The 14,366-nt window shown below is 62.7% G+C and carries 11 protein-coding genes and 1 pseudogene; 7 read left to right on the plus strand and 5 right to left on the minus strand.

Annotated features, from left to right (window positions below; translation table 11 throughout):
- Positions 1–70 precede the first annotated feature (70 nt).
- Positions 71–1,309 (plus strand): MFS transporter, encoded by a 1,239-nt coding sequence (locus AC3WT0_RS13470; RefSeq protein WP_492753913.1) that lies wholly within the window; start codon positions 71–73, stop codon positions 1,307–1,309.
- A 62-nt stretch (positions 1,310–1,371) separates the two neighbouring features.
- Here AC3WT0_RS13470 and AC3WT0_RS13475 read toward each other — a convergent pair whose 3' ends face one another.
- The 3 genes from AC3WT0_RS13475 to AC3WT0_RS13485 all read right to left on the minus strand — a co-directional run bounded on the left by AC3WT0_RS13475 (position 1,372) and on the right by AC3WT0_RS13485 (position 4,583).
- Positions 1,372–1,740: a DoxX family protein gene (locus AC3WT0_RS13475; protein WP_492753914.1), complete on the minus strand. Its 369-nt coding sequence runs from the start codon at positions 1,738–1,740 to the stop codon at positions 1,372–1,374.
- 70 nt (positions 1,741–1,810) lie between these two features.
- Positions 1,811–2,866: a LysR substrate-binding domain-containing protein gene (locus AC3WT0_RS13480; RefSeq protein ID WP_492753915.1), complete on the minus strand. Its 1,056-nt coding sequence runs from the start codon at positions 2,864–2,866 to the stop codon at positions 1,811–1,813.
- 229 nt (positions 2,867–3,095) lie between these two features.
- Positions 3,096–4,583 carry a helix-turn-helix domain-containing protein gene (locus tag AC3WT0_RS13485; protein ID WP_492753916.1) on the minus strand — a complete coding sequence of 496 codons (1,488 nt, stop codon included), beginning with the start codon at positions 4,581–4,583 and terminating at the stop codon, positions 3,096–3,098.
- Positions 4,584–4,715: 132 nt separating this feature from the next.
- Here AC3WT0_RS13485 and AC3WT0_RS13490 point away from each other — a divergent pair, with 132 nt between their 5' ends.
- Both AC3WT0_RS13490 and AC3WT0_RS13495 read left to right on the plus strand, forming a co-directional pair.
- On the plus strand, positions 4,716–5,066 hold the full coding sequence (locus tag AC3WT0_RS13490; protein WP_492753917.1) for a helix-turn-helix domain-containing transcriptional regulator: 351 nt from the start codon (positions 4,716–4,718) through the stop codon (positions 5,064–5,066).
- A 490-nt stretch (positions 5,067–5,556) separates the two neighbouring features.
- A pseudogene (locus AC3WT0_RS13495) lies at positions 5,557–6,706 on the plus strand (IS3 family transposase).
- Between the two features lie 115 nt (positions 6,707–6,821).
- Here AC3WT0_RS13495 and AC3WT0_RS13500 read toward each other — a convergent pair.
- Positions 6,822–9,644, minus strand: coding sequence for an ATP-binding protein (locus AC3WT0_RS13500; RefSeq protein ID WP_492753918.1), 2,823 nt, complete (start codon positions 9,642–9,644; stop codon positions 6,822–6,824).
- A gap of 254 nt (positions 9,645–9,898) precedes the next feature.
- A complete protein-coding gene (locus AC3WT0_RS13505) occupies positions 9,899–10,576 on the minus strand; it encodes a type 1 glutamine amidotransferase domain-containing protein (protein ID WP_492753919.1) in 678 nt (225 codons plus the stop codon).
- Between the two features lie 387 nt (positions 10,577–10,963).
- Here AC3WT0_RS13505 and AC3WT0_RS13510 point away from each other — a divergent pair, with 387 nt between their 5' ends.
- The 4 genes from AC3WT0_RS13510 to AC3WT0_RS13525 are packed head-to-tail and all read left to right on the plus strand — an operon-like array spanning position 10,964 to position 14,366.
- Positions 10,964–11,839, plus strand: a complete 876-nt coding sequence (locus AC3WT0_RS13510; protein WP_492753920.1) for a type 1 glutamine amidotransferase domain-containing protein — start codon at positions 10,964–10,966, stop codon at positions 11,837–11,839.
- A gap of 27 nt (positions 11,840–11,866) precedes the next feature.
- Positions 11,867–12,628, plus strand: coding sequence for an alpha/beta hydrolase (locus tag AC3WT0_RS13515; protein ID WP_492753921.1), 762 nt, complete (start codon positions 11,867–11,869; stop codon positions 12,626–12,628).
- A gap of 26 nt (positions 12,629–12,654) precedes the next feature.
- Positions 12,655–13,638, plus strand: a complete 984-nt coding sequence (locus AC3WT0_RS13520) for an alpha/beta fold hydrolase (RefSeq protein WP_492753922.1) — start codon at positions 12,655–12,657, stop codon at positions 13,636–13,638.
- Between the two features lie 53 nt (positions 13,639–13,691).
- The gene (locus AC3WT0_RS13525) at positions 13,692–14,366 is read left to right on the plus strand and encodes an isochorismatase family protein (RefSeq protein ID WP_492753923.1); all 675 of its coding nucleotides are present in this window, start codon (positions 13,692–13,694) and stop codon (positions 14,364–14,366) included.

The raw sequence follows: 14,366 nt of genomic DNA on the forward strand, positions 1-14,366 counted from the left end.
CCCGTGTGCCCCCACGCCGTGCCATCCGGCCAATCAGCACTTGGAACGCATAGATTGGAAAGGCGCTCTCATGGCCACGATTGCCGCTTCCCCGCCGCCGTCACTCCTCAACTCCGCACAAAGCCGGCATGTCTTGCTCGCCTGCTATCTCGGCTGGACGCTGGATGCGTTCGATTTCTGCATCATGGCCTTTGTGCTGAGCGATGTCGCCAAGGCTTTCGGTGTGCCGCTAGGCAGTGCGGCCTTCGCGATCACGCTGACGCTGATGTGTCGGACCTTCGGTGCGCTGATCTTTGGCCGCATCGCCGACCGTTTCGGTCGCTGGGTCACGCTCATGGCCAACATATCATGCTTCTCGGTGCTCGAACTTGCTTCCGGCCTTGCGCCGACCCTCACGACCTTCCTCATCCTGCGCGCGCTGTTCGGCATCGCCATGGGCGGCGAATGGGGCGTGGGCGGCGCGCTCGTCATGGAGAGCATTCCCGCGCATCGGCGGGGCCTTGCCTCGGGTATATTGCAGTCCGGCTATTCCGCCGGATACCTGCTGGCCTCGCTGCTTTATCTTGCCATGCCGGCGCTTGGTTGGCGCGGCATGTTCATCGCCGGCGCGGCGCCCGCGTTGCTCGTCCTCTACATTCGTCGAAACGTTTCCGAGAGTCCGGCCTGGCAGGCCATGCCCGCAGAAGCGCGCAAGGTGAACATGGCGCCGACACTGCACACCAATCTGCGCCTTGCGCTCTTCGCCATTGCGCTGATGACCGCCTTCAACTTTCTCGCCCATGGCGCGCAGGATCTTTATCCCAGTGCTCTGTTGAAGGGGCAGCGCGGCCTCTCCACGGATATGATCTCCGTCGTGATGATTGCCGCCAATGTCGGCGCTATCCTGGGTGGGATTCTCTTTGGGCAGATATCCGAGATGATCGGCCGCAAACGCGCTGTCATCCTCGCAGCGCTGCTTTGCCTGCCGGTCCTGCCGTTCTGGTACAGCGCAAGCACGCCGTTCGCGCTCGGCCTAACTCACTGCGCGCTGCTGTTCTGCGTCCAGGGCGCATGGGGTGTCGTGCCGGTATACCTCATGGAGATGTCGCCGCCGACGGTTCGCGGCACTTTCCCCGGCGTCGCCTACCAGGCAGGCAATTTCATCGCGGCCGCCAACGCCAACGTCCAGATCTGGATGGCGGTCGGCCTGGGCGGCAACTATGCGCTGGCCATGTCATCGACCGTTGGCGCCATGGCAGCGCTGATCGCCCTGCTGGCGGTCATCGGACCAGAAACCAGGGGCGCCCCGATCGGAATCGACAGCATCTGAACGGCGAGGGCGCCTGTCCAGTCGGGCAAGGGCGTGATCGGCGATCTATCCGTCCGCTGATATTATCCGCCCAGGCCAGCGGTGACCAGAAGTCCGCCGACAACGCCGATGTTGGTCAGAAAGGCGTTGCTTGCTCCATGGCGTGCAGGGCCGACGGGCATCGTCCAGAAACGCAGCACCATGAGCGTTGCCGCCGCCGTGAAGATAGCGAGGCCGAGCGCTGCGGGCATGACGTAAAGGCCGATCGCCAGCAAACCACCCGCGACGATCTGGAAAAGACTGCCGATGACGAGAATGGTGCGGGAAAAAGGAATGCCATTTTGCGTCATCAGGGCGGACACCTGGTCGAGACGCCAAAAATGCGAAACGCCGGCAAAAACGAAAAGGAAGCCAATCGCGGCGTGGCCGGCTATGATAAGAATATGATTCATCGGTAATTTCCCGAGACATGGGTATTGAATGAGTGGAGATGGGCCGCATCGCGCCGAGAAAGGGCGGGCGTCAGTTTCTCACCGGCTCGATGCCGTTGGTGCCGTCCTTGCCGACAAGGCCGATAATGAACTCGCTGAGCAGGTCGCGCACGGCGGCATAGGCAGCGGAGAGCGGCGTGTCGTTTGACCACAGAATGGAGGATGTGAGGACCAGCGGCGGATCGAGCGGGCGTGGTGCGGCCAGGCCGGCGAGCGAGGTCTCGAAGTCGGGATGGGTCTTCGGCGTAATGGTGGCGCCAAGGCCGCCGCGCACGGCTTCCAGCAGCATCGGTCCCTGATCGGCTTCCGCGGAGAGCCGCACTTCTGCGTGCTCACGCGCAAATGCCCGATCGAGCAATTCACGCAGTGCGCTCGGGGCCGGCGGCAGAATGAGGCGCTCGGCGGCGATTCTGTCGAGCGAAACCTCGCCACAGTCATTGGCAGCGCGTGCGCCGGAAAGGAAATAAAGCCGATGCCGGAAAAGCGCTCGGCGCTCGAAGCGCGTGGAAAGCTGATTTTCGAAAACGCAGGCAAGATCGAGCTTGCCGTTAGCGAGGCATGCCTTGATCGTCTCGCTATCCCCGACCGAGATGCGCAATTTGATGCGCGGGAAGCGATCGCTGGCCGCCCTGATGAACGGTATGGCGATCAGGTCGGAGAATTTCGACGAGAGGCCGAGCGAGACCACGCCTTCGAGATCCTGATCGCAGGACAGGATCGTCGAGAGTCGTTCCATCCGGCGCAGAATATGCTGCGCTTCGCGGTACAGCGTCTTGCCTGCGGGCGTGGGCATGATGCCGCGCACGCTGCGGACTATAAGCGCCGTGCCCAGGTCGCGCTCCAGTTCGGCAATCTGCTGGCTGATTGCAGGCTGGGCGACGTGGATCGTCTCGGCGGCGCGGCTGATACTTCCCGCATCGATGACGCTTACGAAATAGTGCAGGTGTCGCAACCGCGAGTGAGCGACCTCGCGCCGCAGCGGACGCTGCGCGGGCGGAATGGCCGCCGCTCCGGATTTGCACGCTCCCAATGGCCCCGTTCCCATCATCATCGCCTCCACGCAGGTCAGGGCAAGCTGTTCAACCATCCGCCCCAGCGCATGACCCTTTGCGGCGCGGAACGGCAAGGAAGCGACTATGTCCTGTCCCGACCTTCGCTACCCGAATTGATCAGGCGCGGCTTGTCGTGTGGCGGGGATTCTCTTTCCATTTTTCGGTTTGGCCTGCGGGGCGGCATTGCTCCGGCTGCTCCAGGAAAGAGCGCGAGGTGAAGAAGGGATGTTCAGGTGAAGCGGAGATTATGGCGACGCCGCATTATCAAGACGCAAGTGCGGAGACCGCTGCTACCGATTGGTCGATGTCGAACAGGCGCAGGTCGATTCCCGTTGTGGCCAGGGCGGTGGCATGTGCGGCATCCGCTGTTTCCATAACCAGCTCATCTTGGCCGCTAGCTCGCGCGGCGACGAAGACATTGCGCAGTATGACCGATTGAATGATGAAAGTGGCCGCGATCACCCGACGCATTTCCGGATTGGCATTCGCGAAGGTGGCGCTGGCTTTCAACGCGAGGCGGACGCGTTCACAGAACGCATCGATATAGCCTACTGTCGGCACCGTCGCTCGCTGTGCAACCACCTGAGCGATACAGAGATATGCTCCGACGACATGTGCGAGATCGTTGAGGTCGACCAGATAGAAGCCATAGGCTCGACGGTAGAGATCAAGAAAGTCGTTGTTCTCAAGCATGGTTTCGAGGCGCGCTGCGTTCTCCGGATCGCTTGCGCGCAAGCTATCCGTGATCTGTTTCGCGAGCTGAGACCAGTCGAAATCCCCCCCCAACCCGCTCTCGGCAGGGCAGGTGACTGCGGCAGGCCAGGACAATCGCTGGAAGTTCAACGCGAACGCTGGCGTGAACCAACGGGACGCCGTGGGGAAGACGGCCTTGGCGAGGCCGTAGGAAGGCATGCGCGCACTTTCGGGCGAACCCCCTTTGATTTTGCCGGACGTGGATGGCAGCGCCACGATGCTCGGCCGGTCGCCGCTCCTGGCCCATTCGCCGGGGGTGGTGCCGACCACCTCCGAAAAGACACGATGGAACTGCGAATAGCTGCCGAAGCCTGCTTCCAGAGCGGCGGTTAGAAGATCACCGCTTTCCGGGTAAAGAATGTGGAAGCGCTCCAGGCGCGTCAGATTACGCCATTCGATGAACCCGCGCCCGGTATGCTCCATTAGCAGTTGGCCGAGATAGTCCTGGGTCACGCCGCACATCTTGGCGATTTGCGTGGAACTCGTCGCGTCCGCGTTCGAGCGCAGGATCGACAGCGCCTGCATTACGGCCGCATGCATTGGGCGGGACGTCGGACCCGCGGTGTGCCGGGTCGCGGACCAGGCACTGAGGAGCACATAGGCTAATCCGGCTTGATAGAGCAGCGGCTCGTCGGCATCCTGCGAAAGATGCGCAAGGAGCCGGTCCAGTGCGACCGCGTCCGGCGTCGACAGCACGCGGCAAGGTCGCCGGGAGATATCCTCCAGCATTTTCTCATCGACCGAACTGAGTTCGTGCGTGACGATCCACATGTCGAGATCGGGTGAGCGCATGAGGCGATGTGTCTGCCCGGGGAGGATCCACACCAGAGTGCCGGGCACCAGATCATATTGACGGTCGGCGAGAAAATATGTGCCGCGCCCGGCAATCACTAGATTGAATTCAAACGCCTCGTGCGCGTGTTCGATCTGCAGCGTTGTGCCGGCGCCGGAGCGTCGGACTTCCGATATGGCCGAAACGGATGGCTTGCCCGCGCTCATAGCCAAGGAATTATGCCAGATAAACGCCCGTGAACAAGCGATATCGCCTGCGGAACGAACCTCGAATCGCTTACGGTAATGCGGCTCTCGGATCTGATCTGCAGGGCCTCCGCTTCCGATTTTTGCGAAAGGATGGGCCGCAGGACGGCAAGAGCGGCGCGATACGCGCGGGTAAAATCCGATCCGGCGCCTGCCATCGGCGCACCAGCCGATTTGAGGATGAAGTTGAAAAGCTCGACATTCACGAATGCGCACTTCCTCCGGGGAGAAAAGTCGCAGATTCTTGCGTTGAGTGACGCACTGGAAAGGGGGAATGGCGCTGCGATCTGCGCCGCCTTTCTTGATGTGGCGCGATCACGCGGCATCGCGCAAATCGCGCTCAAAGCGAAACTTTCCGAGCAGCAGGTCTACGCGGCGTTCGCGGACCCGGAGAAGCCCGATATTGTTGTTCTGCAGGTAATATTGGAGAAAATTCAGGGATAAAACGCGAACACCGAGGAGAGCGGGAATTTGCAATCGACTGACGGCAGGATGGCATAGCAAAAGGGCCCACGCTTGCGCGCAGGCCCCGATACTTCGCTGACCTTGGACCCACCACCGCCAGGGATCGGCCAGCGCGGCGCCTCCGTCGTGCGGTATTGTCGCGATACCGTGAGTCCGGCGCCCAAACAATATGCAGCTTTTGCGAACAGACTGCGCGGATCGGTTCGCATCTCGTGCGATGTCGCTACATATTTCACGGATCGTCGCGCGTGCTCACGCCCAGCGATGCCTCAGCCGATGCAGCTTCAAGGCTGTCAGCCAGCCGCTCGAGCATCGAAGTGCTGTGTTCCATACGATCTCGTCTTTCGTCCAGTCACTTGCCGACGGCTTGAGGCGCCAATGCGTCGATCTCGGCTTTTAACGACGTGGCGTGCTCCCCTGAAATGTGACCGATCTTGAGTAGAGTCCGACGCAAAGGAGTCGGACGAAGATGAAGCGCAGCAGGTTCAGCGAAGAGCAGATCATCGCGATCCTGAAGGAGCAGGAAGCGGGCATGGCGACGGCCGATGTGTGCCGCCGCCAAGGGATCAGCTCGGCGACGTTTTATAAGTGGAAGGCCAAGTACGGCGGGCTCGAGGTGTCCGATGCCCGGCGCCTGCGGACGCTCGAGGAGCAGAACGCCCGGCTGAAGAAGCTGCTGGCCGAGGCGATGCTCGACAACGTGGTGCTGAAGGATCTGGCATCAAAAAAATGGTGACGCCCGGCGCCAAGCGGGATGCTGTCGCCCATGCCCGTGAGCATCACGGTCTGAGCGAGCGTCGGGCGTACAACCTGGTCGGCGTGATCCGCCGCGTGATCCGGTATCGGTCGTCTCGGCCGGACGATGGTCCGTTGCGGCAGCGGCTGCGTGAGCTGGCGGCAGAGCGCCGCCGGTTCGGCTATCGCCGTCTGGGTTATCTGCTCGCTCGCGAGGGCATGACGCCTAATCACAAGAAGCTGCTGCGGATATATCGCGAGGAGAACCTGCGGGTGCGTCGCCGTGGTGGCCGTAAGCGCGCCCTGGGCACCAGGGCGCCGATGATGTTGTCGGACGGGCCGAACCAGCGCTGGTCGCTGGACTTCGTCTCCGACACTCTGATCTGCAGCCGGCGGTTCCGCATCCTGTGCGTGGTCGATGACTACACGCGCGAATGCCTGGCGCTGGTGGCGGACACGTCGCCGTCGGGCATGCGGATCGCCAGAGAGCCGACGCGGTTGATCGGGATGCGCGGCAAGCCGCACATGGTGGTCAGCGACAACGGCACCGAGCTGACCTCGTCGGCCATCCTGCGCTGGTCGCAGGAGCGGCGGGTCGAGTGGCACTACATCACGCCCGGCAAGCAGATGCAGAACGGCTTCGTCGAGAGCTTCAACGGGCGCCTGCGTGACGAATGCCTCAACGAGACGCTGTTCACGTCGCTGGCTCACGCCCACTTCGTGCTCGACGCCTGGCGACACGATTACAACCACGTCAGGCCATACTCGAAACTGGGTGGGAGACCCCTGCCGAGATCGCCGGCCAACGTGTCTGGGGGCATGCCCCCAGACACGTTGCCATCCCATCAAACAACCATCATGACGGAGCGAGACTCTACCTCTGACTGGTAACAATCAAGGAAGCACGTCAAACAGTTAAGACTTTTGGAGGAAATTGCGCTGAGTGCGCCGACGCGTTCCTGGCGATGTCGGAGCAGCTGTCCGGCCGCGTGGCGGGGCTTAACTCTCGCGGAGGCGAGTCAGCAGACTTCGGGCATTCCGAAGATCGCGCGTATCCACCTGATCAGCGAACGGCAGACAGGCCCGCGCGAGCAGGTCATGCGCGCCGCGCGTTTCGCCGCGTTGGTGCATCAGGGCAGCGCGGTCGTGGGCGACCCGCAGCGACCATGCGACGGAGCCGCTTTTCCCGGCATAGTCCATAGCCGACCGAAGAAGCCTCTCCGCATGCTCGGTGCGGCCAAGGGCCAGCTCGGCAGCGGCTTGCAGACGGAGGAACTCGGAGTGACCCCAAGGCTTGGGGCTATTGTCGAGGACGTGCTGCACGACCTCCGTCGCATCTCTCACCTGGCCATTTGCGAGCATCGCCTCGGCGAGCATGGCGTAGCGGGCGTCGTGCCGAATCTGCGGAGCGCCTGCGCGGACCCCGTAAAAGGCGCTGCGCAGGCGCGCCGGGTCGGGCCGCTCGCCAAGGAAAGCCGCGATTGCAGCCGAATATGTATCGGCGACCGGAACCCACGCTGCGATCCCGTGCCGGTAGATGGCGGTACGGAGCGTTCGGATATGCGGCAGCACGGCTTCATATTCGCCGCACTGGATAAGGGTCCAGACCACACCCTGCGCGAGGCAGTGGACGATCGTGAGCCCATGTTCGACCTGTTCGGCTTCGCTAGCCGCCATCGCGGCGATCCGCAGGGCTTCGCCCGGTCGCCCGGTCAGCCAGTTCAGAGCGGCCAGCTGGATATGCACGCTCATCTTCTGGTGGATCTGGAACCGCGGCGCCGCCCGCTCGGCTTCCCCCTGCATTTCGCCCGACAAGCGCAGAACGCGGCTTAACGCCGCATCGAAGGCGCAGATCCGTATCTCATACTGGGCGCGTAGCTGCCCTTCTTCCCAGATGGCGGCAGGGTGATTGGCGCGCGTCGCCGCAGCCCGCATGGCGTCGAGAGTTCCCGATACCGCATCGCTGCGACACCGCATCAGCTCGTAGCTGGCGAACGCCCCCAGCGCCCGGCACTCGGATTGGGCGTCTCCGGTCGCCCGCGCGAGTTCGATCGCCTGCTCGAACAACCTACCGGCATGATGCGGGTCGGTCGCGAGATATGTGCTCACCGTCGCCAGCCCGACGACCAGCTTGAGCTTCAACGACGCGTCGGGACAACCGAGCCGCATGAACTCCGACAAGGCGATGTCGCAATTGCTCCGGATTTCCTCGCCAAGCGACAACTCGTGCCACAGCAGCAGCCCGGCCGCCACGAGCTCGATCCCCAATTGCGGATCGGCTGATCGCCGCAGGGTCCAATCGATCGCCTTTCTAAGATCGTGGATCAACGCCAGATATGCGTTGCGCCAGCCGACCTGCGACATGGCCGGCCGATCTGCGGCCGCCAGCCTCAACATCTCCAATGCCCATCTGGCATGCGATGAAAAGACGCGAAGCCGTTCGTCGCAGCCGTCGAGCAGGTTGCGTGCGAATGTGCGCGTGCTGTCTAGCAGATGATAGCGAAGCTCATGGTCGCGGTGCTCGACCGCGATCATGGATTTCGATCGCAGCCCCGCGATGGCATCGATGACCTCGACTGGCGAAAGCGAGGAGCTTGCCGACACGAGCAACGCCGCCTCGGTACTGAATGAGCCGGCAAAGACGGAGACCGCTCGCAGGACCGCCGCCTCCTGATCGGTGAGCAGCGAATAGCTCCATTTCAGCGTATCGAGCAGCGTGCGGTGGCGGCGAGGGCCTTCCCGTCCGGGCCGCCGTAACTGTAACAGATCGTGCTGCAGTTCGGCCAGCGCGGTTGCTGCGCCACGCGCTGCGACGCGGGGTGCGACCAGCTCGATCGCCAACGGCGATCCATCCAGCTCGCGACAGATCTTAACGATCGGCCGGGCGTCCGAGTCGCGCAGGGCGCGGCCGTCTTTCGCTGACATTCTGGTCACCAGCAGTTTCGGCGCGGCATAGCGGAGCATGGAGTCGAGTTCGTCGATCTCGTCGCCGTCCGGGACGGAAAGGGGGGCGAGCCACAACACCTGCTCCGAACGAACCCGAAGCACCTCGCGGCTGGTCGCCAGAATGACGACGTGCGCGGTTCGCGCGAGCAAGACCTCGCAGATATGGGCGACGGCGCTGAGGACGTGCTCGCAGGTATCGAGCACGAGAAGTATCTTCTGCCGGGAGAGGATGGCGCACAGCGATTGCAGGCTGTCGCCACCCGAGCTGATATTGAGCGCGGCGGCGATCGACGCGGCGACGAATTCCTCGCCCCTGACCCGCGAAAGATCGACGAACGTGGCGGGTCGGCCGGTGTCGGCCGCCGCTTCGCGCGCTACCGTTGTGGCGAGGGCGGTTTTGCCGATCCCTCCCGCCCCGACCACCGTAACCAGCCGATACGCGTCGAGATGGCGCCTGAGCGCAGCAATCTCGTCGGCGCGACCGACGATGCCGGAGATTTCGGGGAGTCCCGCGCCAGCGGTCGCCGTCGGGACCGAGGATATGGCCTCTGCGATGTCGCTCGGCGCCCCAAGCCAATAGCCGCGTCCAATCACCGTATTGATGAATTCGCTCGACGGCGCGTGTCGCCGGAGTATGCGACGCAGGTTGGCGATCGTGACCTTGAGATTGGAATCCTGAACGAAAGTGTCCGGCCATCCGGCAAGCAGGAGGTCCCGCTTGCCGACGAGTTTTCCCTGTCGTTCGGCCAGGGCGAGAAGCACGTCCATTCCTCGCCCGCCGATATGGACCTCCTCGCCCCTACAGAGCAGCTTGCGATGCATCTTGTAGAGGCTGAACGGACCGAATCCGACGATCTGATCCTGATCGTCCGCCATCCTGTTACGAACTCCCCATGCGCCGAGGCGGAAATTCCTCTCCCTATTACACGATCCGCGCCGGTCATGCGGAAGGCTATGTGGTTTAAGCGATGCTGTCACATATGTCGCGGCATCGGCGGCCTGATATGATTTACCTGTTTCGGCGGGCAGGGGGTTACCGATCGTACCGAGCAGGCGGGGGTGATTGGGCCAATCCGCCGACAGACCGGCTCCATCGTCCCCGCCGGGTCGGCCCGCACCCGCGATGCGCACTAACCGGCGGATCGGGCGAGTGCGGCAACCAGCTCCCTGCCCACCGATGTCGCGGAAGCGGGATTCTGACCGGTGATGAGCCGGCCATCGACCACGACATGCGGCTGCCAGTTGGCTACGGACGAGTATTCGGCACCTTCGGCCGTCAGCGCGTCTTCGAGCTCGTAGGGCACATCCTCGCGCGCATAGTCATATTCCTCGCTCCTCGAAAAGGAGGTGAGTTTCTTGCCACGCACGAATGGGGTGCCGTCGCCGAGATCGACGCCGAGAAGCGCGCAGGGACCGTGGCAGACGGCTATAACGAGCTTGTCCGTGGTCCAGGCGCGAACGATCGCCTTCTGGACATCGGCATTGCGCTGGATGTCGGCCATCGGCCCGAGCCCGCCGGGCACCAGGATGGCGTCATAGTCCGCCGCATCGACTTCCGACAGCTTGCGACTGCGATTCAGACGGCGAAAGGCCTTGCTTTCGAAGAATGCCTTCTGGGCGGCATCGCTCTCATCATAGGCGTCGAAAGGCGTCCACCCGCCGGCAGGCGAAGCGAACTCCACCGCGATTCCCGCCTTGTCCAGCTCTTCGAAGGGATGTGCGACTTCGGGGAAGAAGAATCCGGTCTTGCGATTGTGCGGACCGATAACGGCCGCGTTGGTGACGATGAACAAGACATGTTTGGTCATGGTCTTCTCCTGCACGAATTGACCTTCGCTGTTGCCGGGACATTGCGAACGAGCGCCTGAAGCAGCGGAAGGCTGATGCGGTCGACGCCCTCCTGCTCGGGAACTGCAGTTTCGCTCTTCGCGGCCGCGGCAAGGCACTCCCGGGCGGCAGCGGCTCCGCAAACGGCTAATCCCGGGGAACCTGCTCCGATCGGCCCGAACCGCAGATGGCTCGCGGCTCAGCGGCTTTATAGCATCGCGACCGGCCATTTCAGGTTAAACGAGGTAAAATATCGACTGCACTCTCTTCGTCTCGCCCTGGTCTCCGAACCTGCTCGCGACGCTGTCGGGCGACCCAAGGTCTTTACCCCATTTAACCCGCGCACGTCCTTCAGGGGGGTTACGCAGGTGTCGCCGCGATGGAGCCGGTGTTTTGAGTCGTCCTCGCCAACAAGCCCGCACCCGTGTCAACCAAAGGGAGGAAGGACAATGGCCAAGGGCAAGGTGCTCGTGGTCGGATCGAACGCCACCCGGATCGAGATTCAAGGGGGCGGTACGGGACCGACGGGTCAATATCTGAACGAACTGGTCGTGCCGGTGATGGCCCTGATCGAGGCGGGCTACGCTATCGTGTTCGCGACGCCGGACGGCAGCAAGCCGTTTATCGACCCCGTCTCGGATCAGGCTGCGCATTTCGACAATGACCAAGCTGCGCACAGACGCGGGCAGGATTTTTTCGCCAACGATCCGGCGATGAACGATGTTTCCACGCTGCGCGACATCATCGATGGCGGCCTCGATCAGTATCTCGCCTTCTTCACGCCCGGCGGCCAGGCGCCGGTGGTCGATCTGATGCAGGACGGCGAGCTGGGCGAAATATTGCGCCACTTCCATGATCGGCGGAAAACCACGGCCTATCTCTGCCACGGTCCGATGGCATCACTCTCGGCTATGCCGCGCGCCCGGGAGTTTCGCAGCGCGCTGATCACCGGCGATTATGCGAAGGCAACCGAGCTCGCCAAAGGGTGGCAATATGCCGGCTACAGGATGACGGTTTACTCGGCGAGCGAGGAGCGGCCGATCGAGGACAATATCCTTCATGGCAAACTCTACTTTCATATGCCCGAGGCGCTGAATATCGCCGGGGCCGAGGTCGATACCGGTCCGGATTTCCAGCCGCACGTTATCGAGGATCGCGAGCTGATCACCGGCCAGAATCCGCGTTCAGACCATCCAATCGCCAAGGCGCTGATCGCCGCGCTCGAGCGTCGCAGCACCGCCTGACAGCCATCGAGATCTGGAGGTTATCGAATGAAACGTCTTTTTGCGGGATTGCTCATGGCGCTCACGCCCTCTTCCATGGTGGCTGCGGAGACCATGTCTCCGTCCAGGCCGGTCTCGATCGTGCTGGTTCATGGCGCGTTCGTCGACGCTTCGGGCTGGAAGGGCGTCTACGACATCCTGACGCGCGATGGCTATGAAGTGCTCGTCGTCCAGAACCCGACGATCACCCTTGCGGGCGATGTCGAGGCGACGAAGCGTGTCATCGCCACGGCGACGAAGCCGGTGCTGCTTGTCGGCCATTCCTATGGCGGTGCGGTGATTACGGAGGCCGGCAGCGACCCGAAGGTCAAGGGTCTGGCCTATATCGCCGCGTTCGCGCCCGATGTCGGCGAGTCAGTGTTCGAGCTCGCTACGCGTCCCGTGCCCGGTGAGAGCGGGCCGCCGCTGTTGCCCCCTCGCGACGGTTTCATCATCGTGGAGCCGGCCAAATTCCCAACGGCCTTCGCCGCCGATGTCGACCCGATGATCACGCGCTTCCTGGCCGTGGCCCAGGTGCCCTGGGGGCTCGGCGCGGTGCAGCCCAAGCTCTCCGTCGCGGCGTGGAAGAACAAGCCGGTCAGCTTCATGCTGACCACGGAGGACCACATGGTCTCGCCCACCACCCAGCGCTTCATGGCGACCCGAGCGAAGGCGAAGCTGGTCGAGATCAAGAGCAGTCACGCAGCGATGCTCTCACACCCGCAGGAAGTCGCCGCCTTCATCGAAAACGCCGCCGACGGGGTGCGATAGCGTCGACGGCAAGCAGGGAGATTGTCATGAAGAGAATTATGCTGGGGGCAGCGTCCGCCATTCTTGCCCTGTCCATCGCGATCCCGTCGACTGCCCAACCTGCCGCGCCGGCGACCGCCGCAGGCCTTGCCGCCGCGACGATCCATTATCGCTATGAAACGATCGACGGCGTGAAGGTCTTTTATCGCGAAGCGGGGCCGGCGAACGGACCAGTCGTCCTGCTGCTGCACGGCTTTCCAACCTCGTCGCACATGTTCCGCAATCTGATCCCGCTGCTGGCCGACAAATACCGGGTGATCGCGCCTGATTATCCAGGTTACGGGCAAAGCGACGCGCCCGATCACAGCCGGTTCACCTATTCGTTTGCGCATTATGCCGACATCGTCGACGCGCTCGTGCAGCAGCTGGGCGCGACGAGCTATGCGATGTATCTCATGGATTATGGCGCGCCGGTCGGCTACCGCCTTGCGCTGAAGCATCCCGAACGGGTTAGCGGCCTGATCATCCAGAACGGTAATGCCTACGAAGAAGGGCTGCGCGACTTCTGGGATCCGATCAAGGCCTATTGGGCCGATGGAAGCGCCGAGCATCGCAAGGCGCTGCTCAAGCTGGTCACGCCCGAGATCACCAAATTCCAATATACCGACGGCATGGGCGACCTGACGCGGATCAGCCCGGACAATTGGGTGATCGATCAGGCGTTGCTCGATCGACCGGGCAATAGCGAAATCCAGATGGATCTCTTCTACGACTATCGCACCAATGTACCTCTCTATCCGCAGTTCCAGCAATTCTTCCGGGATCGAAAACCGCCCGCGATCATCGTCTGGGGCAAGAACGACAAGATATTTCCGGCAGAAGGCGCATATCCCTATCGCCACGACCTGCCCGACGTCGAATTCCACCTGCTCGACAGCGGCCATTTCGCGCTCGAGGACCGGCTGGCGGAGATGGGGCCGCTGATCCGCGATTTCCTTGACCGCAAGGTGGCGGTGGAGCCGGCACGATGAAGCCGGACTATTCGGCCCGCTCCGCTGCGCTCTATGCCGACACGGCCACGCCCATGCTGCCGGCCACGCCTATGGCGCTGGACCTGAAGCGCACGGCGCTTGTCGTCATCGATCCGCAGGTCGACGCGATGAGTCCCACCGGGCGCGCATGGCCGGCGGTCGGGGAAAGCGTGACCGAGAACAACCTGGTGCCCAATCTCGTCGCGCTGTTTACCGCGGCAAAACAGGCGGGCATCGTCGTCGCGGTATCGCCACATTATTATTACCACTGGGACCATCTTTGGCAGTGGCAGGCGCCGCTGGAGAAGTTCCAGCACGATATCGGCGCCTTCGATCGCCGCGGCCCCTATGTAATCGATGGCTTTCGCGGCTCGGGCGCGGATTTCATGGACGAGTTCAAGCCGTTCATCGAGGACGGCAGGACCATCATCTGCGCCCCGCACAAGATTTATGGTCCGCAGACCAACGACCTGAAGCTCCAGCTCGGCAAGCAGGACGTAAGACAAGTGATCCTTGCGGGCATGTTGGCGAATATGTGCGTAGAATCGCACATGCGCGACCTGCTCGAGACCGGCTTTGAGGTCGCCGTGGTTCGCGACGCCGTCGCCGCGCCGAAGCTGCCGGACGGAGACGGATATCTCGCCGCGCTGATCAACTATCGCTTTATGGCCAACGCGATCTGGAGCACCGACGAGACGGTGGAGAAACTCCTCGCGGCCGGACAATAG

Source organism: Sphingomonas sp. EU05-FHT14C10, from assembly GCF_058790595.1.

What these genes read in the sequence shown, in the direction of transcription:
- AC3WT0_RS13470 (WP_492753913.1), top strand. Translation starts at nt 71, where the DNA reads ATGGCCACGATTGCCGCTTCCCCGCCGCCGTCACTCCTCAACTCCGCA.
- AC3WT0_RS13475 (WP_492753914.1), bottom strand. Translation starts at nt 1,740, where the DNA reads ATGAATCATATTCTTATCATAGCCGGCCACGCCGCGATTGGCTTCCTT.
- AC3WT0_RS13480 (WP_492753915.1), bottom strand. Translation starts at nt 2,866, where the DNA reads ATGGTTGAACAGCTTGCCCTGACCTGCGTGGAGGCGATGATGATGGGA.
- AC3WT0_RS13485 (WP_492753916.1), bottom strand. Translation starts at nt 4,583, where the DNA reads ATGAGCGCGGGCAAGCCATCCGTTTCGGCCATATCGGAAGTCCGACGC.
- AC3WT0_RS13490 (WP_492753917.1), top strand. Translation starts at nt 4,716, where the DNA reads ATGGGCCGCAGGACGGCAAGAGCGGCGCGATACGCGCGGGTAAAATCC.
- AC3WT0_RS13500 (WP_492753918.1), bottom strand. Translation starts at nt 9,644, where the DNA reads ATGGCGGACGATCAGGATCAGATCGTCGGATTCGGTCCGTTCAGCCTC.
- AC3WT0_RS13505 (WP_492753919.1), bottom strand. Translation starts at nt 10,576, where the DNA reads ATGACCAAACATGTCTTGTTCATCGTCACCAACGCGGCCGTTATCGGT.
- AC3WT0_RS13515 (WP_492753921.1), top strand. Translation starts at nt 11,867, where the DNA reads ATGAAACGTCTTTTTGCGGGATTGCTCATGGCGCTCACGCCCTCTTCC.
- AC3WT0_RS13520 (WP_492753922.1), top strand. Translation starts at nt 12,655, where the DNA reads ATGAAGAGAATTATGCTGGGGGCAGCGTCCGCCATTCTTGCCCTGTCC.
- AC3WT0_RS13525 (WP_492753923.1), top strand. Translation starts at nt 13,692, where the DNA reads ATGCTGCCGGCCACGCCTATGGCGCTGGACCTGAAGCGCACGGCGCTT.